Source organism: Rugamonas sp. FW305-51, assembly GCF_058786935.1.
Genome location: NZ_JBYSZG010000006.1, coordinates 50,923 through 69,590, shown reverse-complemented (window position 1 = coordinate 69,590; position 18,668 = coordinate 50,923). Strand labels below are relative to the sequence as shown.

Genomic DNA, 18,668 nt, shown 5'->3' with positions numbered 1-18,668 from the left:
GCGCGCACGGGGTCCGCGTAGCGCTTAGGTACCGTTAGATACCGCGCAGCAGTTCGTTGATGCCGGTCTTGGCGCGGGTCTTGGCGTCCACGCGCTTGACGATCACGGCGCAGTACAGCGAGTACTTGCCGTCGTCCGAAGGCAGGTTGCCCGACACGACGACGGAGCCGGCCGGCACGCGGCCATAGGTCACTTCGCCGGTGGCGCGGTCGTAGATCTTGGTCGACTGGCCGATGTAGACGCCCATCGAGATCACCGAGTTCTCTTCCACGATCACGCCTTCGACGATCTCCGAGCGGGCGCCGATGAAGCAGTTATCTTCGATGATGGTCGGATTGGCCTGCATCGGTTCGAGCACGCCGCCGATGCCAACGCCGCCCGACAGGTGCACGTTCTTGCCGATCTGGGCGCAGGAGCCGACGGTGGCCCAGGTGTCGACCATGGCGCCTTCATCGACGTAGGCGCCGATGTTGACGTAGGACGGCATCAGCACCACGTTCTTGGCGATGAACGAGCCGCGGCGCGCCACGGCAGGGGGCACCACGCGGAAGCCGCCCTTGGCGAAATCGTCGGCCGTGTAGTTGGCGAACTTGGTGGGGACCTTGTCGTAGAACTGCATGGTGCCGTCCGACGGCATGGCCACGTTGTTCTCCAGGCGGAACGACAGCAGCACGGCCTTCTTGACCCACTGGTTGACGACCCAGTCGGCGCCGGTCTTCTCGGCCACGCGGATGGTACCCGCGTCCAGGCCGGCGATCACGTGCGAGACGGCGTCGCGCAGTTCGGCGCTGCCGTTGGACGGATTGATGTTGGCGCGGTCTTCCCAGGCCTGGTCGATGATGTTCTGGAGTTGTTGGCTCATGATGTGATTCGCTTTATGAATTCAGGGTTTTGCAGAATTGGACGATGCGGTGCGCAGCTTCCAGGCCTTCTTCGGTCTCGGCCACGAGCGCCATGCGGATGCGGTTGCGCCCCGGGTTGATGCCGTGCGCGTCGCGCGCCAGGAAGCTGCCCGGCAGTACGGTGACATTATATTCGGCGTACAGGCGTTGCGCGAATTCGGTGTCCGACAGGCCGGTGCGGCTGACGTCGGCCCACAGGTAGAAACCGGCGTCGGGCAGTTCCACCTCCATCACCTCGCGCAGCAGCGGGGTGATGGCGGCGAATTTGGCGCGGTATTTGGCGCGGTTCTGTTCGACGTGGGTTTCGTCGTTCCAGGCCGCGACCGACGCAGCCTGCACGGCGGGGCTCATGGCGCCGCCGTGATAGGTGCGGTACAACAGGAATTTTTTCAGCACTTCGGCGTCGCCGGCCACGAAGCCCGAGCGCATGCCCGGCACGTTGGAGCGCTTGGACAGGCTGGAGAACACGATCAGGCGCGCGTACGGGCGCTCGACGCCGGACAGGCCCAGCATGTGGGCCGCCTGCAGCGCGCCCAGCGGCGGCTCGTCGCCGTGGTAGATCTCGGAATAGCACTCGTCGGCGGCGATGATGAAGTCGTAGCGCTCGGACAGGGCGAACAGGTGTTCCCAGTCGGTCAGCGTCAGCGTGGCGCCGGTCGGGTTGCCGGGCGAGCAGACGTACAGCAGGCGCACGCGCTGCCACACTTCGGCCGGCACGCTGTCGTAGTCGCAGCCGAAGTTGCGGGCCGGGTCGGAGTTGACGAAGTAGGGCGTGGCGCCGGCCAGGTAGGCCGCGCCTTCGTAGATCTGGTAGAACGGATTGGGGCACACCACCAGCGAATCGGCGGCCGGGTCGATCACGGTCTGGGCCAGCGCGAACAGCGCCTCGCGCGAACCGTTGACGGGCAAGACCTGGGTGGCCCGGTCGAGCGCCGGAATGCCGTAACGCCGCTCCAGCCAGCCGGCGATGGCGCCGCGCAGCGCCTCCGAACCGATGGTGGTGGGGTAGTTGGCCAGGCCGGCGATGTTGTCGATCAGGGCTTGCTGGATGAAGGGCGGTGTGGGGTGCTTAGGCTCGCCCATGCCCAGGCTGACGGCCGTGTGCTGCGGATTGGCTTTGACCTGGCCGAAGAGCTGGCGCAGTTTTTCGAACGGATAGGATTGCAGTTTGTCGAGATGTGGATTCACGTGGCGGACCAAAAGGCGGAGCAGTGTTAAAAAGGGACGGCGAGAACGGCAAACAGGAACGGCGCAAACAGCGGAACGGCGCGGCAGCGGTGGCGCCGGGCCGGATTCAACTTTCCATTATAGCGGCTGTGGCAAGAGTTGGTGCGGGGCGGCGGTGCGCCGTGCAACGTGGTGTCAATTGATTAAAGTGGTCTGAATTGCCATGTTTAGGTACCTTGCAGCGGACAGGCAGCCATCGATGCGTCCAGCCGGTGTGCCAGGTTCGCGCGCAGGGCGGCCAGGCCGGCCATGCGGCGGTCGATGTCGTCCAGCTTGCGCGCCAGCGCCGCACGCAGCTGCGGCGCCGAGGCTTCCGGCGCGGCCAGCAGCGGCAGGTCGGCCTCGATTTCCTTGAGCGTGAAGCCGAGCGTCTGGGCGATGCGGATGTAGCGCAGCCAGTCCACGGCTTCGGGCGGGTACTGGCGGTAGCCGTTCTCGCCGCGGCGCGCGCGCAGCAGGCCGCGCTTCTCGTAAAAGCGCAGGGTGTCGCGGCTCAAGCCCGTGGCGCTGGCGATTTCTCCGATCTGCATGGCGGACGTTCCAGATAGTGGTTGACATTGGAGTGTACTCCAGGCTTTAGCATGGCTGCATCTACTTTTATCGGGAGCTGATATGGCCAATTTGTCTTCAACCACGTATCGCCGCATCGTCTTCGGCAGCGCGCTGTATGACCTGCTGGTGACGGCACCTTTCGCCACGCCGTGGACGTTCGCGCAGGCGCATGGCCAGCTGTCGGCCATCAATGTCTGGCTGGGCGGCGTGGCTTTGCCGGCGTTTGCGCCGTTTCACGTGCTGTTTGCCTGCCTGCTGGGCAGTGTGGTGCTGGTGTGGTCGGTGCTGCGGCTGACGGACCCGCAGCGGCGCTTCGGCCGCTACGACGGCGCGGCGCGCATGCTGTTCGCCACCTGGATGGCGTGGGCATTGGCGCAGACGGGGGCGCCGCTGCTTTGGCTGTTCATCGTGCCGGAGTTTTGCTGGGGTGTGGCGCAGTGGTTGCCGGTGGCGGCCGACGGTTTTGGGAGCATCACCGCGCCTGGCGACGACTCGCGATTGCCAGCACTGTAGGCGGTGTACGGTCAGTCCGCCTTGCAGTCATCGATCATGAAGTCTTCGCGCCGCCGGTGTTTGGGCAGGCGACGCTCGACCTGCGCTTCGGCGTGAAAGTTGGCATGCTGGACCAGCGTCAACGCCGTCTTGAGCGTGTCGCTCATGGTGCTGGCGACAGCCCGCATGGCTTCCATGTGTGATGTGGGCGGCTTGTTCGCCTGCTGTTCCAGCTGGCGCCGCAGCTGGGACGCGGCCGTCCAGTTCTTTTCGCCGGGGCGGCGTATCCACAAATCGCGCCAGGCGTTGCGGCCATCCCCGGCAATTAATAATGTGAGCTGCCGCGGCGAGACGGCGCGGCCCCGGTACATGAGCTCTTCGCCCACCACCTCGGCGTAATGCCATGTGTCGCCCACGTGCATGCGCACCCGGCTCCCGTCGGGCAGGAACAGGCATTTCCATTGATAGCCCTGTAGCGGCGCCGCCGTTTGGCGCTGCACTTCCATCCAGTGCTCAATTGCGCGCACCACCGCTTCGGTGGTGGTGAGCGTGCTGCCGGACATGCGCAAATAGTTGCACAATTCAGAGTAGGCAGCGGGTGGTATGGCGGTTTGGGTGCCTCCGGCATTCATACTCGTTTCTCCTGTCAGAGTTGTCTGGTTTTGTCGCGTTCTGTCTCTTTAGACAAGGAAATTCGCGCCGAGTTCAAACGCGACAGAACGAGACAGAACGAGACAGGCAAACGAGACGCGTTGCCGGAGGGAGCCGCCAGGCCATACCACCCTGTCTATGGCGGTCGTTGATTGGCGGGAATGTCGAATGAGCGGAAGGACGTGAATTCCCGCCGACCTGTTAGCTGGCTGGGTACACATGATAGGTAACATCATCTTTGCTGGAATGTTGAAGCTGTGACAATCCGCGTATTTTTCGTTTCGGCAAGATGTTATTCTGGGGCGATCGGCTGTGGTCGGCTGCAACCGGCCAAGAGCGGTCAAAAGAGGATTGAGCGTGCGTTCTATCTTTGATATTACTCGAATTCAGTTTTTTATCTCAGCAATCGTAGTTTGGGTTGTTCTGGTTATTGCTTTTGCTTTATTGTGGAATTTTTCCTCTGGCGCAGAGTATGTGGCATGGGGCAATTACGAACTTGCGGTTGTAATTCTTTCGCTTCCGTATGTAATCACTGTAGTGTTAGTAAAAATTTTTTGCGTGTTTCGAGGTGAAAGCGGGTATGAATCAAAGTAATTTTTTTAAAAATGGCATTCTGCTGTCGCGTTTCGACCGGCTGTTCCCGGCCACAAGCCGCCGTTCGCGACTTTAGATGATTGACGATGATGAAAGTGCAGTTCAATAGCTCTACTGTTTCAATTACTTCACTTGAACAGCTCGGAGAGTTGTTAAACGAGTGTGACCGTGTACCAGAATTTGAGCTGTGGGTAGCAACGGAGTCGTTTCCCTCAATGTGCATGCTCCGAAATGGAGAGCATGCTTGGCTTATGCATATGCAGAGTGAAGACGATTCGGTTCACTCAATCGGCGAGTACGCCGGAGGCGGTGTTTTTAGTTTTAGATTGGCGAATGGGCAGGTGGATGAGTATCCGCTTTCTTGGTGCATCGAGGTCGAGCAATGCTACAAGGCTATCGCTTATTTTTATGTGAACCGGGGAGCAGTTCCCGCATGGATAAAGTGGAATTAGCGGTACGCCGAATTCGGCCAGAACCGGACGTTATTATTTTTTAGAGAGCGCAGTATGGAATATCGGTTTCAGGTGGCGTCGGACGTAGTCCGCGACGGGCTGGGCGTTGAGCTCGTAGATTCCGTTGGTAATGTGCTTGCTGAGGTCTTCAGATGTGATGCTGATAATTCTCTGAAAGTCTCTTTGTTTCATGAAGAGCTACCATTTCCATTGGTTGAGAAGTTAGTTCGTATGGCACGAGCTGAGCTAGGTTCTTTTGAAGATGGAAGCCCGCTGCCGCAACCGGTGTGACGCCAATCGGCTGCGGATTTCAGACATTGGTACTTTTTAGGTTAAATCTGCTTTTTATAAAATTTTTATAATTATGCGAGTATTTTTTAATTTGTTTTTTTTGCTGATTCTTTCCGCTTGCAGCACCACGCCACACAGTATGGTTGCATTGAAAGGAGATATGGCAAAACACGATGTGGTTGCACTGAAAGGAGCTATGGAGAATTTTAATTTTCCAGCGGCCTGTCCTGCTGTGGAGATGGTACCAGATAAAGCGGAATTTAGCCGTTCACATGATGAGGATATAGCCATATACCCGAGTAAGTTAATACCGAAAGAATTTTCTGGTTGTCAATATGTTTGGATAGGGAATGCTGACGAACCGAGAACCATGCTGCCTCTGATGGTAGCCTATTTCAATGATAGTCATGTGCAATGGCTTGTAGGTCGGGACCCATATGAGCCTGCTTCCTTTAAATGTGTATACCGAAATCAAAAGCTTAGCTTAGAAGAATCTGAAAATACTCAAAAATGCCCGTCAGCGACTGACCTTGAGCATCGAAAGTAACGTCAAGATATTTGAAATGTTCATGGTAGTTTTAGTTTGTCGTGAGGAATGGCTTGACGAACTTAAAAAGTACCGAATGTCACCGGCGGCTTTCGGCTGCCAAAATCAGGCCTACGTCAATCCCTTGCTTGCCAATAAATCAATGCAGTGAGGCCATAGCTTCTAGCGGCTCTTGTGATAATAAAATCGAAGGTCCGAGATGGGGCGGAATCAGCCGCACGTTAGAGACAATAAATTGGTTTAAGTATTAATCGTCATGGATGATATCTTGGCGCAGTCAACATTTAATAAACATGCTGAACAAATGAAAAAGCGATCAGGGAATGCAAAAACAAGTTGAGGCGCTGTTACTTGGCTATATCGCCAATTTGGCGGGCCTGTTGTTGGCGTATCTTTACCTGGATACGATATTGCTGGTGAAGATAGCCGTCTTCTTTTGCGTCGCTGCCTGCATCGGGGTGGCATTTGCTCGCATCAAACGCTACAGCGCATGCCGGAAGGCCGCTCGCTACGGCGCCTTCTTTGCAATCTGCACGCTGTGGATGCCCGTCGTTCTGGTGTCATACGGCCTGGCGTTGGTCGTGGTGCCGTCTTTTGCGTTGTACAGCCTCGCGCTGTCGGCCGGCTGGCACCTGATGTCCCACATGCAGCGCGCCTGAGGCTCGGGCGTCGCCCCGCCGCCCACTCACGCCGCCTTGAGCATCTGCTGCGGCGCGCTCCACACCTGCTGCGCCACCCGCATCATGTTGCGGCCCAGGACCATTTCGATTTCCCCGTTGTTCATGCCGGTGCGCCGCAGCGCCTGCGCCAGCTCGCGCCACGCGGATGGCGGCGTGTAGCTGGGCGGCTGGCCGGCATCATAGCCGGCCGACGCCGGCCACCAGTAGCCACGATCAAAATCGCCGGGCGGCGTGTCGTCCAGGCCGGGCTGCTGGAAGCCGATGTCGAGACCGATGCCGACGTGCGCCACGCCCACCAGTTCTGCAATGTAGGCCACATGGCGCGCCACGTCGTCGGCGCCGGGCTGTTCGCTGCCGAGGAACCACGAAACGCCGGACACGCACACCACGCCGCCCGTCGTGGCGCAGGCCTGGATCTGTTCGTCGCTGACGTTGCGCCCATGCGGCACCAGGGCCAGCGGATTGGCGTGGCTGAAGATGACGGGCTTGGAGGACGCGGCCATGATCTCCAGGCTGCAGCGGCGGCCCGTATGCGCGCAGTCCATCAGGATGCCGGCGTCGTTGATGGCGGCCACCATGCGGTGTCCGAGCCCGGTCAGGCCGCGCGGCACGTCGTGGCAGCCGTCGGCCACGCTGTTGTTGCGGTTGTAGGCGAAATGGATCTGGCGCACGCCCAACTGGGCGTACAGGGCCACCATCTCCGGCTGTTCGAGCAGCGGCATGGCGCCTTCCAGGTCGAAGCTGATGGCCATGCGGCCGTCCGCCGCGGCCTGGATGATCTCGTCCACGCTAGCCACCAACGCGTAGCGCTCCGGGTGGGCGGCGATGGTGGCGCGGTAGCCGGCGATCACGGACATGACCTGCGATACGGGATTCATGTCCATTCCCACGTTAAGTGAAACATAGTTCACGCCGGCGGCGTGCAGCTGGTCGACCGGCGCGAAGTCGGCTTGCGGGTGTAGGGGCAGGCAGGCGTGGGCGTCCCAGTTGATCATCAGCGTGTACTCTTTTCGTTAAAATTATGCGTCTTGCAAAATGCGAGCGCTCTATATTCCCACGAAAAGGCAGGGCAGGGCAATCGAGGATGCTCTCGGATTGCAGCCGGTCAGGCCGTTTCCAGGCGCGAGGCTGGGGTCTGCTGTCGAGCGCTCCTGATCATGTCGACGGCCTTTTCGGCGATCATGATCGTGGGCGCGTTGGTGTTCCCGCCCACCAGCGTGGGCATGACGGACGCATCGACCACGCGCAGCCGGTCCACTCCCACTACCCGCAGTTCGGGGTCCACCACGGCCATCTCGTCCACCCCCATCTTGCAGGTGCCGACCGGGTGATAGATGGTTTCGGCATACTGGCGGACGAACGCTTCGATCTCCGCATCGCTCTGCACGGCCTGGCCGGGCAGGATTTCCTCGCCGCGATAGGGTTCCATGACGGCCTGCGACAGTATCGTCCGCGCATGCCGGACTCCCTTGACCATCCGGGCGACATCGTCCGGGTGCGACAGGTAATTGGCGTGTATCGCCGGCGCCTGCAGGGGATTGGCGCTAGCCAGCGAGACCGAGCCCCGGCTCATGGGCCGCAGATTGCACACATGTAGCGAATAGCCCTGGCCCATCAGGAATGACAGGTCGCGTCCATGGTTCTTCAATTTGGCCGGCGTGAAGTGGAACTGCAAATCCGGGATGGCGACGCCGGCGTCGCTCCTGATAAAGCCGCAAGCCTCGGCGCCATTGGTCGAGAGCATGCCATCGCGCCGGAGCAGATAGCGCAGCAGCAGCCATGGCCCCTTGAGCAGATTGCCCAGGCCGAGGTTATAGGAGACGCGCTTGCGCGATCGTTGGACCACCATGACGTCCAGGTGGTCCTGCAGGTTCTTGCCCACGCCCGGCAGATGCTGGACGCAAGCGATGCCCCGGGCTTGCAGTTCGGCCTGGTCGCCTATGCCCGACAACATCAGCAACTGCGGGCTGAAAATCGCGCCGGCCGACAGTAGCACTTCGCGCCCGGCCAGCACGGTCTGGCTCTGGCCGTGCTGGAGGTATTGCACGCCGCTGGCATAGGGGGCGCCCTGGCCGTTGCGCGCCGTCAGGATGCGGCTCACTTGTACGCCGGTGATGATGGTCAGGTTGGGGCGGGCCCGCACCGGTGTCAGATAGGCTTTCGCGGCGCTGCAGCGCGCGCCGTTCTTCTGCGTTACCTGGAACAAGCCTACGCCTTCCTGCTGCGGGCCGTTGAAGTCAAGGTTGTGCGGGTAGCCGGCCTGGACCCCGGCCTGGATGAACGCTGCCGACAATTCATTGGGCGACCTGAGGTCGGCGACATTCAGCGGCCCTCCCGTGCCGTGGTACGCGTCCGCGCCGCGCTCCTGGTGTTCGGACCGTTTGAAGTAGGGCAGTACGTCCTTGAACGACCAGCCGGCGCAGCCCAGCGCCGCCCACTCGTCATAATCCTGGGCGTTGCCTCTCATGTAGCACATGGCATTGGACGAACTGCTGCCGCCCAACGCCTTGCCGCGCGGCCAGAACAACCGGCGGCCTGCCAGTTCCCGCTCCGGTTGCGTGTTCAGATGCCAGTTCATGCCGGGGCTGCGCATCATCCACAGCAGGCCGATGGGGATATGGATGGCAGGATGCCAATCGCGCGGTCCGGCTTCCAGCAGGCAGACGGAAATGGCGGGATCTTCGCTCAACCTGCCGGCGAGCACACAGCCGGCGGATCCTCCGCCTATCACCACGTAATCGAAGCTAGCCATGCGCAACCCCTTCCGTGTAATGCGGATAAAAAGAATAACACAAGCGTTATCGAAAGAATAATGCAATGGCTGCGCAAAACAACACCGGCGACGTGCGCGGCGGGCCATCCCGCTGGCACGCGGCGCGGCGCGGGGCGATTGCACCACCCCGGCGGCCCGTGCGCTGCTTTATACTGGCGGATTATCTATCGCAGAACCAATCCCAAAGGCTGTCATGTCATTTACCTCGCTGGGCCTTGCTCCCTCGCTTATCAACGCCGTGACCGAAATCGGCTACCAGGAGCCGACCGCGATCCAGCGTGCCGCCATCCCCGCCATTTTGCGCGGCGAGGACGTGCTGGGCGCGGCCCAGACCGGCTCCGGCAAGACGGCGGCCTTCGCGCTGCCGCTGCTGCAATCGCTGCTCGACAACCGCAGCGGCCCGCGCCAGCTGCATGGCCTGGTGCTGGTGCCCACGCGCGAGCTGGCGGCCCAGGTGGGTGAGTCGATCCGCAAGCTGGCGCAGCACCTGCCGATGCAGGTCAAGGTGTCCATCGTGTTCGGCGGCGTGTCGATCAACCCGCAGATGATGGCGCTGCGCGGCGGGGCCGACATCGTGGTGGCCACGCCGGGCCGCCTGCTGGACCTGATCGACCACAACGCGCTGAAGATTTCGCGCGCCGCCATGCTGGTGCTGGACGAAGCCGACCGCCTGCTGGACCTGGGCTTTAGCGAGGAACTGGCGCGCATCCTGGAACTGCTGCCGGTGCAGCGCCAGAACCTGTTCTTCTCGGCCACCTTCCCGCCGGAAGTGCAGGCCCTGGCCGACCGCATGTTGCACCAGCCGGCCCGCATCGAAGTGCTGTCCGAGCCGGTCAGCAAGCCCGATATCGCCCAGCGCGCCATCCTGGTCGATGCGCCGCGCCGCACGCAGTTGCTCAAGCACCTGATACTGGAACATAAATGGCCGCGCGTGCTGGTGTTCGTGGCCACCAAGTACGCCGCCGAGCATGTGGCGGACAAGCTGCAGCGCAACGGCATCCGGGCCGGCGCCTTCCACGGCGAATTCAGCCAGGGTGCACGCACGGAAGTGCTGGCCGACTTCAAGGCCAGCCGCCTGCAGGTGCTGGTGGCGACCGATGTGGCCGCGCGCGGCATCGACATCGCGCGCCTGCCGGCCGTGGTTAATTACGATCTGCCCCGTTCGGCCGTCGATTACACGCACCGCATCGGCCGCACCGGCCGCGCGGGCGAGAGCGGGGTGGCCGTCAGCTTCGTCAGCGCCGACACGGAGGCGCATTTCCGCCTGATCGAAAAGCGCAACGATATCGTGCTGCCGCGCGAGCAGATCGCCGGCTTTGAGCCCAAGGAGGCGGCGGCGCCCGCGCCGCTGGTGTCGGTCACCGATACCGTCAACGGCGGCATCAAGGGCAAGCGCAAGAGCAAGAAGGACAAGCTGCGCGAAGCGGCGGCGCGCGCCGCGGCGGAATAGGCGACACATGGCGGTGCGGTTGTCACCGCTTGCTTGATGCCGTTGTCAGCGCCGCCGTTCGCGCGGCCTGCCGGGCCTGGCGGCTTGCACAGTTGTTCGCTCGCTTGATTAACAGCGCTGCATCCGCATGCCCTCAGGGCTTTTCCGATATCAGTTCTATGCGGCGCTGTATGCGTTGCTGTTCCCCCGTGTCGCCAGCCTGCTGCGCGCGCATGGCCTGCACGCCAAGCCACGCCAGCAGGGGCCGGCGCCAGCCCTGGGCCGATGCCGTATCGACGGCGCCGGCCAGCACCGGCGGGGTAGCGCGCCCGGTGCGCAGCAACACGCCCGACGCCACCAGCCTGGCCAGCGGATCGGCAATGGCCTGCGCGGCTGCCGCTGCCGCTACATCGGTCTGCGCGGTGGCAACGGCGCGGTGCTGCTCCGGCAGTAGGGCTGCGTCCTGCGGGCGCAGCGTGCCTGCCAGGTAGGCCGCGTAAGCCAGGTTGGCCGGGCCAGCATCCTGGCGCAGCTTGTCGAAGCCGACGCAATTTTCGAACACCAGCGCCGCCACGCGGGCGGCGCAGTGCACCAGTTCCGCCCGTATCACCAGTTCCGGCTTGCCGGTGCTGGCCAGCTGTTCGCGCGCGCGCCTGAATTCCGCTGTTTCCACCAGCGCGTTGCCTTCCATGTAGGCCGCCACGCCGCGGTCGATGGCGTTGTGGGCGTTCATTTGCCATTCCGGCTGCGGCGGGTTGTTGCCGCAAGCGGCCAGCAGCGTCATGGCGCCGGCCAGTGCTGCGAGGTGGGCTCTCATGGCAGTTTGATCTCCGTATCCTGTTTGAACGGCCATTTGCGGTTGATTTCGTTGACCAGCTGTTCCACCCGCCGCAAGCTCGTTTCCACTTCGGCGCGCAGCGTGCCCAGGTCGGCCGAGGCGATGCGGGCGTTGCCGCTGATGACCTGGGCGTCGGCCAGCACGGCATCGGCCTTTTTAAGGCTGTTGCGCGCGTCCGCCAGCAGTGCGTTGAGTTGCTGCACCGTGACCTGGGCCTGGCTCACCATGCCGTTCTTGTCGAACAGGCGGCTGTCGGCGTGGGCCATCAGGTTGTCGGCCTTGCGCGTGGCCGCGTCCACCGTCACCAGCAGGTTGCTGGCCCGTTGCAGCAGCAGTTGCGCGTTCTTGTCGTCGCCCGCCACCAGCCCCATGGCGCCGCCCGGGCCATTGAGCTTGTCGGTCATGCCCTTCACGTTGCGCAGGCTCGCCTCCAGCGCCGAGCCTTCGCCCGTGAGCTGGTTCAGGTTTTGCAGCACGTCCTTCATCGCCGCCAGGATGCGTGGAATCTCGGCCGTCGCGTCACCCACCAGCAGCGGGCGTTCGGCGTCGTCCGGCAGCGGCGGATCGGTCGGCACGCCGCTGTAGGCGCGCAGCTTGGCGCCGCCCACCACGGCCCGTTCCAGCGTGAAGATGCTGGAGCTGCGCAGCCAGTGCGCGTCCTTCCGCGGCACGTCGAGCACCACGCGGGCCTTGCCGTCCGGCGCCAGTTCGATGCGGCGCACCCGGCCGATGGGGAAGCCGGCATAGGTCAGGTCCATGCCGACCACCACGCCTTCCGAATCGTCGGCTTGCAGCAGCAGGCGCTGGGTCGCTTCGAAGGCGCCGCGCGCATACATCAGGTACAGGGCGGTGGCGCCGACCAGCAGCACCATCAGTGCCAGCAGCAGGGCCGCCTTCAGTTCGGCGTTGCGGACTGGCGCGGCGTCTGGCGGCGGTGGATTGGGGGTGTCGGTCATGACCCTATCTTTCAGTAGTAGTTGCCCATCAGCGAGGCGATTTCGACCAGCAGCAGCACCGCGAACAGGCGCACCATGTCGGACAGGCCGTGCGTCAGCTTGCCGCGGTAGCTCTCATCGTAGAACGACGACGCCATCGGGATCAGGCCCACCGCGAAGCTGAAAAAGACGATCTTGAGCACCAGGATCAGCGACACAGCGGGGGTGAAGATCTGTCCCACCACGCGGGTATAGCCGGGCAGGGCCCAGGGCGTGAAGCCGTAGATGGACAGGTAGGCCAGCGCCAGCGTCAGCACGCAGCTCATGGCCGCCAGCAGCCACACGGCGAATATGCCGGCCGCCACGCGGGGGAAGAATTCCGTGCGCAGCTGGGCCGGGTCTGGCGCGTTGGCCTGGGCATGCAGGCGGCGCTGCGAAAATTCCAGTCCGGCCGGCAGGGTGGCGCGCAGGGCGACGAAGCCGGCCGCCGTCAGCGGGATCAGTTCCAGCACCAGCACCCGCACCACCAGCGCCAGCGCGTAGCGCGTGAGGCCGTAGCTTTGCGAGGTGACGACGACGATGCGTATCAACACCACGCTCACCAGGGCCGACAGCACCGTAAACCACAGCAGGTTGGGCGCGGCGGCCTGCACCACCTGGCGCGCCAGCAGGGCGCGGTTGGCGCTGCCGTAGCTGGACGGTGTGAGCGCCAGGGCCAGCATGCGCACGGCGAAATGCAGCAGACGCCACCAGCTGGCCAGCCATGCATGGGCGGCCGCTTCCAGGCGCCGCAAGGCGGCGAGGGTGGATGTGGATGGGTTCATCTTGTCATCTTAGCATTTCCGATGCCGCCCTGGCGCACGCCGTCGCCGCAAACCCGGCCCTTTATTCGGCGGCGAAACTGGCGATGATGGCGTCGGCCACGGCGCGCACGCGGGCGCTGCGATTGAGGTCGCTGTGCATGACCAGCCACACGTCGTAATGGTCCGCCCGCTCCGGCCACAGGCGCACCAGGCGCGGATCGGCGTCGGCCATGTGGCAGGGCAGCTCGGCGATGCCCAGGCCCGCGCTGGCCGCCTCCAGCAGCATCAGGCCGCTGTTCACTTCCATCGTCACGCGCGCGTTGGCCACCGGTTCGCCGCAGATGCGCTCGCGGTGGCGGGGCGCCACGTTGCGCTGGTAGATCACGATGTCGTGGCCGGCCAGCGCCGTGCCCCGTTGCGGCTCGCCCCGTTGCTGCAGATAGGCGGGCGTGGCGTACAGGCCCAAGCTGCGCTTGATCAGGTGGCGCGAGATGAGGTCCGGATCGGTGGGCCGCAAGGTGCGCACGGCCAGGTCGGCTTCGCGCCGCGTCAGGCTGGTGATTTCCATGCTGGTGGACAGCACGACGCGGATCGCCGGGTGCGCCGCATGCAGCTGCTGCATGGCGGCGATCACGGAATGGCTGGCCAGCATGTCCGAGGTGCTCAGGCGGACCACCCCGCACAGGCGGTTGTCTATGCCCAGCAGCTCGCGCTGGAACTGGTCGGCCGCCTGCTCCATCAGCTCGGCCGCGCGTACGGCCAGTTCGCCGGCCGGCGTGGCCAGGTAGCCCGATGGGGTGCGCAGGAACAAGCGCGCCCCCAGCGACTTTTCCAGCGCGGCCAGGCGGCGGCCCACGGTGGCCTGGTCGATCTGCAGCTGGCCGGCGGCCGCCCGCAGCGTGCCGGCGCGGTAAATGGCGAGGAAGATGCGGGCGTTGTCCCAGTCCATGCTCGGTGCTCCGTTGGATGTGTGATGCATTTTTGCATCACGGCGCCGATCTTATGCGTATTTACTGCATGTGGCAAGCGGTCTACCATGGCTGACAATGTTTTCCAAAAGTAAAGGAACTTCCATGGCGACTAGCCCACTCTCGAACAGCGTCGCGGCCGGGAAACGGCCCGTGCCGGCCATGCTGGTGCTGCTGACGCTGGCCCTCGGTTTTGTGATGGCCATGATCGACGTCACGGCCGTCAACACAGCCCTATCCGATATCGCCGTCAGCCTGGGCGTGCCTTTGAGCGGCCTGGTGTGGGTGGTCGACGGCTATACGCTGACCTTCGCCGCGCTGCTGCTGGCCGGCGGCGCGCTGGCTGACCGCTACGGCGCGCGCACCGTGTACCAGAGCGGGCTGACCTTGTTCATCCTCAGCTCCGCGCTGTGCGCGCTGGCCGCCAGCGGCCCGGCCCTGGTCGCGGCCCGCCTGTTGCAAGGGGCCGGCGCGGCCCTGTTCATGCCCAGTTCCCTGAGCCTGCTGACCCATTCGTTCGACGACGACCGTACCCGCAGCCGCATGCTGGGCAGCTGGACGGCCATCGTCGGCTGCTCGTCTTCCATCGGGCCGCTGGTGGGCGGGGTGCTGGTCCATGCGTTCGGCTGGCGCAGGGTGTTCTGGGTCAACGTGCCCATCGGCCTGCTGGGCATTGTGCTGACGCAGGCCCTGGTGCCGGCCATGCCGCGCCATGCGCGGGCATTGCCTCTGCTGAGCCACGGCCTGGGCGTGGCGACGCTGGTCGCCCTCAGTTTCGTGCTGATCGAGGGACCGGTACTGGGCTGGACGTCCGTGCCGGTAGCGTTGGCGGGACTGTGCGCGCTGCTCACTGCCACCGTACTGGTACAGCGCGAACGCCATGGCGCGCTGCCTATGCTGCCGCGGGCCCTGTTTGCCAAGGCCGCGTTCGTGGCGGCCAGCGGGGTCGGTTTCCTGATCAACCTGGCCGTGTATGGGCAGCTGTTCCTGTTGAGCCTGTTCCTGCAACAGGTTGGCGGGGCGGATGCCTTGCACACGGGGCTGCAATTGCTGCCGATGATGGCTTGCTACGCCGTCGGCAATACGGTGTCCGGCCGCATCATGGCGCGCGTGGGCACCCGTCTGCCCATGTTGTACGGGCTGGCCGTGGGCACGGCGGCGGCGCTGGCGCTGATGAACCTGGGGCCGGCTACGCCATACTGGTTGTTGACGGGCGGCGCCATGGTGATGAATGTGGCAATCGGCATCGTCATCCCCGGCATGACGACCACTGTGATGCTGGTGGCCGGCCGCAGCCACGCCAACAGCGCGGCCGCCGCGCTGAACGCCAACCGCCAGATCGGCGCCCTGGTGGGCGTGGCGCTGATGGGGAGTGTGCTGCACATGGTGCCCGAGTGGCGCTGGCGCCTGCCGCTCGCGTTCGGCCTGATCACGCTGGCCTTTGCGGGCGCCTGGCTGCTGGTGTACCGGTACGTGCGGCTGGGGCGTCCGTCCGGCGCGGGGGAGTGAACCGGCACGGGGGAGTGGGGCAGCGTGCTGTGTGGTTCAACCGGGCCGGTACAATTCGGTGTACTGTACGGCTCTCGTTAATCAATTTGCATTCAAGATGAGTCCACGCCCCTTGCGCACCGTTGTCGCCGCCCTGTTGCTGGCCTGCTTCCTGCAGGCCCATGCCGGCGGCGCCCCCCTGGCGCTGGCCGATCCGCTGCCCATCGGGCCGCAGGTCAAGGTGGGCCGGCTGGCCAACGGCCTGACCTACTACATCCAGAAGAACAGCCGGCCGGAACAAAAGCTGGAACTGCGGCTGGTGGTCAAGGCCGGCTCCATCCTGGAAGACGAGGACCAGCAGGGCCTGGCCCACTTCACCGAACACATGGCGTTCAACGGCTCTACCCATTTCAAGCGCAACGAGCTGGTGTCCTACCTGCAGGGCATAGGCGTGAAGTTCGGCGCCGACCTGAATGCCTACACCAGCTTCGACGAGACGGTCTATATGCTGCCCATCCCCACCGATCGGCCGGAAACGCTGGAGCAGGGCTTCCAGGTGCTGGAGGACTGGGCCCACGGCCTGTCGTTCAACGATGCCGACATCGACAGCGAGCGCGGTATCGTGCTGGAAGAGCTGCGCCTGGGCAAAGGGGTGGAAGACCGCATGAACAAGGTGTTGATGCCCAAGCTGATGAATGGTTCCCGTTATGCGCAGCGTATGCCGATCGGTAAAGAGGACATCCTCAAGACCTTCGCGCCCGACGCCATCCGCCGTTTCTACCGCGACTGGTATCGGCCCGACCTGATGGCCGTGGTGGTGGTGGGCGACGTCGACCCGGGTACGGTGCAGCAGCTGGTGGAGCGCCATTTCAGCGCGCTGGTCAACCCGGCCCACGAGCGCGTCCGCGAGTATGCCGTCATTCCGCAGCGCCAGGCGTCCGAAGGCGTGGTGGTGACGGACAAGGAAGCGAATGCCAACGGGGTCTACATCCGTTACGGCATCGAGCCCAAGCCGGCCAACGGCACGGTGGGCGACTACCGCGCCAGCCTGGTCGAGGGGCTGTACGGCGCCATGCTGGGCCAGCGCATGTATGAACTGACGCAGCAGGCCAACCCGCCGTTCATCCAGGGCGGCAGCAGCATGACCAAGGTGGCGCGCGGCTACCGTTCGTTCCGCGCCGGGGCCGTGCTGGGCAAGGGCGGCGCGGCGCCGGCCATCGCCGCGCTGGTGCAGGAAGACGAACGGGCCCGCCAGTACGGCTTTACCGCCTCCGAGCTGGAACGGGCCAAGAAGAATATGCTGCGCAGTTTCGAGCGCGGCTACAACGAGCGCGACAAGTCCGATTCGGCCGGCTACGCCGCCGAGTACATCCGCCACTTCCTGGAGCAGGAGCCTATTCCTGGCATCGCCAACGAATACGATTACGCACGTCAGCTGGTGCCCGGTATTACGCTGGCCGAAGTCAATGCGATGGCACGGGCCGAGATTCCGTCCGGCGGCAACAAGCTGGTGATCTACGGCGGCAGCGACCAGGCAGAAACGCCCATCCCCGCCTCGGCCGAACTGCTGGCGGCGGTGGAGGCGGCCGAGCGCAAGCCGGTCCAGGCCCAGGCCGAGAAGGTGTACGCCAGCGCGTTGATGGCCCAGCCGCCCAAGGCCGGCACCATCGTCAGCCAGAGCGTGGACCCGGCCTTAGGCCTGACCCGGCTCACGCTGAGCAACGGCGTCAAGGTCGTGCTCAAGCCGACCGATTTCAATAACGACCAGGTGCTGCTGTCGGCGCTGCGTTTTGGCGGCCAGTCGCTGTTCGGCGAACAGGATATCGTCAACGCGCGCTACGCCAGCGCCATCGTGGGCCAAATGGGACTGCACGACTATTCGCCTGCGGACCTGGGCAAGGTACTGGCGGGGAAGGCCGCGCAGACCAGCGCCACCGTCAGCAACCTCAGTGAGATGCTGGGCGGGCAATCGGGCCGGGACGACGTGGAAACCATGCTGCAGCTGGCCTATTTGCAGATGACGGAGCCGCGCCGCGACCGCGCCATCTTTGAATCGTTCATCGGCAAGCAGAAGGAGCTGGCCCGCAACAGCCTGTCGCGCCCGGAAGCCGTATTCGGCGACACCATCGTCGGCACCCTGTACAACAACAATGCGCGGGTGGCGCGGGCGCCGCGGCCGGAGGACTTCGACCGCATCGACCTGGACCGGGTGTTCGACATCTACCGCAGCCGCCTGTCCAGCGCCAGGGACTTCACCTTCTTCCTGGTCGGCAGTTTCGACGTGGAGCAGATCAAGCCGCTGCTGGCCACCTACCTGGGCGGCCTGCCCACGCCCGACGTGCCGGTACAGTACAAGGATTGGGGCGTGCGGCCGGTCAAGGGCGTGGTGAGGAAGGAAGTGCGCATGGGGGCCGAGCCCAAGAGCACGATTTCGATCACGTTCACGGGCGAGGCGCCTTATTCGGACGACGAGCAGCTGCGCCTGCAGGCCCTGATCGAAGCGCTCAACATCAAGCTGGTGGAAGTGCTGCGCGAGAAGCTGGGCCTGATCTACGGCGGCGGCATGGCCGGCTCGCTGACCAAGATTCCCTATGGCGGCTACGCCATCAACATCAACCTGCCGTGCGGACCGGAGAATGTGGACAAGGTGATCGCCGCCACCTTCGCGGAAATCGCCCGGGTCAAGGAGCAGGGCGTGGTGCCGGCGGACCTCGACAAGGTGCGCGCCAACTGGTCCAAGAATTACCGCAAGGGTTTGCGCGAGAACGGATACTGGCTCGGACAGTTGCAGCACGCTTTCGTGAACGGTACCGATCCGGCGGCCCTGCTCACTTACGAACAGCGGGCCGGCGCCATCCGCGCGGCGGACCTGAAGCAGACAGCGCGCCGCTATTTCGACATGGATAACTACCTGCAAGTGGTGCTCTATCCCGCCCGGTGACGGGCAGGATGGTGTTTTTTGCCACATTGCCTTGCCGATTGGAGGAAAAGCTCTATTCGCTGGGGCGGTGCGGCGGAACTGCTACACTGTTGGCTGATACTCACC

Annotated in this window: 18 protein-coding genes; 8 read left to right on the top strand and 10 right to left on the bottom strand. The window is 63.8% G+C overall.

Features of this window, described 5'->3' with window-relative positions; genetic code table 11:
- Positions 1 to 34: 34 nt before the first annotated feature.
- The 3 genes from dapD to AC3WOS_RS06455 all read right to left on the bottom strand — a co-directional run bounded on the left by dapD (position 35) and on the right by AC3WOS_RS06455 (position 2,659).
- Entirely contained in the window at positions 35 to 862 is an 828-nt protein-coding gene (gene dapD / locus AC3WOS_RS06465) for a 2,3,4,5-tetrahydropyridine-2,6-dicarboxylate N-succinyltransferase (protein WP_492715052.1), read from the bottom strand.
- Between the two features lie 13 nt (positions 863 to 875).
- Positions 876 to 2,090: a succinyldiaminopimelate transaminase gene (gene dapC, locus AC3WOS_RS06460; protein WP_492715051.1), complete on the bottom strand. Its 1,215-nt coding sequence runs from the start codon at positions 2,088 to 2,090 to the stop codon at positions 876 to 878.
- A 206-nt stretch (positions 2,091 to 2,296) separates the two neighbouring features.
- Positions 2,297 to 2,659, bottom strand: a complete 363-nt coding sequence (locus AC3WOS_RS06455; protein WP_492715050.1) for a MerR family transcriptional regulator — start codon at positions 2,657 to 2,659, stop codon at positions 2,297 to 2,299.
- Positions 2,660 to 2,741: 82 nt separating this feature from the next.
- On the opposite strand from AC3WOS_RS06455, the gene AC3WOS_RS06450 reads away from it, so the two are divergent.
- Positions 2,742 to 3,194, top strand: coding sequence for a hypothetical protein (locus tag AC3WOS_RS06450; RefSeq protein ID WP_492715049.1), 453 nt, complete (start codon positions 2,742 to 2,744; stop codon positions 3,192 to 3,194).
- Positions 3,195 to 3,205: 11 nt separating this feature from the next.
- Here the strand turns inward: AC3WOS_RS06450 and AC3WOS_RS06445 are convergent, their stop codons facing one another.
- Complete coding sequence (locus AC3WOS_RS06445; RefSeq protein WP_492715048.1) at positions 3,206 to 3,736, bottom strand: hypothetical protein; 531 nt, start codon at positions 3,734 to 3,736, stop codon at positions 3,206 to 3,208.
- A 445-nt stretch (positions 3,737 to 4,181) separates the two neighbouring features.
- Here AC3WOS_RS06445 and AC3WOS_RS06440 point away from each other — a divergent pair, with 445 nt between their 5' ends.
- From AC3WOS_RS06440 to AC3WOS_RS06425, 4 genes are all read left to right on the top strand, one after another.
- Complete coding sequence (locus tag AC3WOS_RS06440; RefSeq protein ID WP_492715047.1) at positions 4,182 to 4,418, top strand: hypothetical protein; 237 nt, start codon at positions 4,182 to 4,184, stop codon at positions 4,416 to 4,418.
- 86 nt (positions 4,419 to 4,504) lie between these two features.
- Positions 4,505 to 4,870, top strand: coding sequence for a hypothetical protein (locus AC3WOS_RS06435; protein WP_492715046.1), 366 nt, complete (start codon positions 4,505 to 4,507; stop codon positions 4,868 to 4,870).
- 451 nt (positions 4,871 to 5,321) lie between these two features.
- Positions 5,322 to 5,708 carry a hypothetical protein gene (locus AC3WOS_RS06430; RefSeq protein ID WP_492715045.1) on the top strand — a complete coding sequence of 129 codons (387 nt, stop codon included), beginning with the start codon at positions 5,322 to 5,324 and terminating at the stop codon, positions 5,706 to 5,708.
- Positions 5,709 to 6,031: 323 nt separating this feature from the next.
- Positions 6,032 to 6,367: a hypothetical protein gene (locus AC3WOS_RS06425; protein WP_492715044.1), complete on the top strand. Its 336-nt coding sequence runs from the start codon at positions 6,032 to 6,034 to the stop codon at positions 6,365 to 6,367.
- A 26-nt stretch (positions 6,368 to 6,393) separates the two neighbouring features.
- Here AC3WOS_RS06425 and AC3WOS_RS06420 read toward each other — a convergent pair whose 3' ends face one another.
- The gene (locus tag AC3WOS_RS06420) at positions 6,394 to 7,383 is read right to left on the bottom strand and encodes a dipeptidase (protein ID WP_492715043.1); all 990 of its coding nucleotides are present in this window, start codon (positions 7,381 to 7,383) and stop codon (positions 6,394 to 6,396) included.
- Positions 7,384 to 7,493: 110 nt separating this feature from the next.
- Positions 7,494 to 9,140 carry a GMC family oxidoreductase gene (locus AC3WOS_RS06415; protein WP_492715042.1) on the bottom strand — a complete coding sequence of 549 codons (1,647 nt, stop codon included), beginning with the start codon at positions 9,138 to 9,140 and terminating at the stop codon, positions 7,494 to 7,496.
- 214 nt (positions 9,141 to 9,354) lie between these two features.
- On the opposite strand from AC3WOS_RS06415, the gene AC3WOS_RS06410 reads away from it, so the two are divergent.
- Positions 9,355 to 10,611 (top strand): DEAD/DEAH box helicase, encoded by a 1,257-nt coding sequence (locus AC3WOS_RS06410; protein ID WP_492715041.1) that lies wholly within the window; start codon positions 9,355 to 9,357, stop codon positions 10,609 to 10,611.
- Positions 10,612 to 10,744: 133 nt separating this feature from the next.
- Here AC3WOS_RS06410 and AC3WOS_RS06405 read toward each other — a convergent pair whose 3' ends face one another.
- From AC3WOS_RS06405 to AC3WOS_RS06390, 4 genes are all read right to left on the bottom strand, one after another.
- The gene (locus tag AC3WOS_RS06405) at positions 10,745 to 11,407 is read right to left on the bottom strand and encodes a hypothetical protein (protein ID WP_492715040.1); all 663 of its coding nucleotides are present in this window, start codon (positions 11,405 to 11,407) and stop codon (positions 10,745 to 10,747) included.
- Positions 11,404 to 12,384: an MlaD family protein gene (locus AC3WOS_RS06400; RefSeq protein ID WP_492715039.1), complete on the bottom strand. Its 981-nt coding sequence runs from the start codon at positions 12,382 to 12,384 to the stop codon at positions 11,404 to 11,406. Before AC3WOS_RS06400 ends, AC3WOS_RS06405 begins: the two co-directional genes overlap by 4 nt.
- Positions 12,385 to 12,395: 11 nt before the next feature.
- Positions 12,396 to 13,187 (bottom strand): MlaE family ABC transporter permease, encoded by a 792-nt coding sequence (locus AC3WOS_RS06395; RefSeq protein ID WP_492715038.1) that lies wholly within the window; start codon positions 13,185 to 13,187, stop codon positions 12,396 to 12,398.
- Between the two features lie 61 nt (positions 13,188 to 13,248).
- Positions 13,249 to 14,115: a LysR family transcriptional regulator gene (locus tag AC3WOS_RS06390; protein WP_492715037.1), complete on the bottom strand. Its 867-nt coding sequence runs from the start codon at positions 14,113 to 14,115 to the stop codon at positions 13,249 to 13,251.
- A 124-nt stretch (positions 14,116 to 14,239) separates the two neighbouring features.
- Here AC3WOS_RS06390 and AC3WOS_RS06385 point away from each other — a divergent pair, with 124 nt between their 5' ends.
- Together AC3WOS_RS06385 and AC3WOS_RS06380 are read left to right on the top strand one after the other, a co-directional pair.
- Positions 14,240 to 15,643, top strand: coding sequence for an MFS transporter (locus AC3WOS_RS06385; protein WP_492715036.1), 1,404 nt, complete (start codon positions 14,240 to 14,242; stop codon positions 15,641 to 15,643).
- Between the two features lie 97 nt (positions 15,644 to 15,740).
- Positions 15,741 to 18,563: a M16 family metallopeptidase gene (locus AC3WOS_RS06380; RefSeq protein ID WP_492715035.1), complete on the top strand. Its 2,823-nt coding sequence runs from the start codon at positions 15,741 to 15,743 to the stop codon at positions 18,561 to 18,563.
- Positions 18,564 to 18,668 lie beyond the last annotated feature (105 nt).

Excerpts from the sequence above, each read along its gene's own strand:
- dapD (WP_492715052.1), bottom strand. The coding sequence starts at position 862 with ATGAGCCAACAACTCCAGAACATCATCGACCAGGCCTGGGAAGACCGC.
- AC3WOS_RS06455 (WP_492715050.1), bottom strand. The coding sequence starts at position 2,659 with ATGCAGATCGGAGAAATCGCCAGCGCCACGGGCTTGAGCCGCGACACC.
- AC3WOS_RS06450 (WP_492715049.1), top strand. The coding sequence starts at position 2,742 with ATGGCCAATTTGTCTTCAACCACGTATCGCCGCATCGTCTTCGGCAGC.
- AC3WOS_RS06445 (WP_492715048.1), bottom strand. The coding sequence starts at position 3,736 with ATGTCCGGCAGCACGCTCACCACCACCGAAGCGGTGGTGCGCGCAATT.
- AC3WOS_RS06435 (WP_492715046.1), top strand. The coding sequence starts at position 4,505 with ATGATGAAAGTGCAGTTCAATAGCTCTACTGTTTCAATTACTTCACTT.
- AC3WOS_RS06430 (WP_492715045.1), top strand. The coding sequence starts at position 5,322 with ATGGCAAAACACGATGTGGTTGCACTGAAAGGAGCTATGGAGAATTTT.
- AC3WOS_RS06425 (WP_492715044.1), top strand. The coding sequence starts at position 6,032 with ATGCAAAAACAAGTTGAGGCGCTGTTACTTGGCTATATCGCCAATTTG.
- AC3WOS_RS06420 (WP_492715043.1), bottom strand. The coding sequence starts at position 7,383 with ATGATCAACTGGGACGCCCACGCCTGCCTGCCCCTACACCCGCAAGCC.
- AC3WOS_RS06415 (WP_492715042.1), bottom strand. The coding sequence starts at position 9,140 with ATGGCTAGCTTCGATTACGTGGTGATAGGCGGAGGATCCGCCGGCTGT.
- AC3WOS_RS06410 (WP_492715041.1), top strand. The coding sequence starts at position 9,355 with ATGTCATTTACCTCGCTGGGCCTTGCTCCCTCGCTTATCAACGCCGTG.
- AC3WOS_RS06405 (WP_492715040.1), bottom strand. The coding sequence starts at position 11,407 with ATGAGAGCCCACCTCGCAGCACTGGCCGGCGCCATGACGCTGCTGGCC.
- AC3WOS_RS06400 (WP_492715039.1), bottom strand. The coding sequence starts at position 12,384 with ATGACCGACACCCCCAATCCACCGCCGCCAGACGCCGCGCCAGTCCGC.
- AC3WOS_RS06395 (WP_492715038.1), bottom strand. The coding sequence starts at position 13,187 with ATGAACCCATCCACATCCACCCTCGCCGCCTTGCGGCGCCTGGAAGCG.
- AC3WOS_RS06390 (WP_492715037.1), bottom strand. The coding sequence starts at position 14,115 with ATGGACTGGGACAACGCCCGCATCTTCCTCGCCATTTACCGCGCCGGC.
- AC3WOS_RS06385 (WP_492715036.1), top strand. The coding sequence starts at position 14,240 with ATGGCGACTAGCCCACTCTCGAACAGCGTCGCGGCCGGGAAACGGCCC.
- AC3WOS_RS06380 (WP_492715035.1), top strand. The coding sequence starts at position 15,741 with ATGAGTCCACGCCCCTTGCGCACCGTTGTCGCCGCCCTGTTGCTGGCC.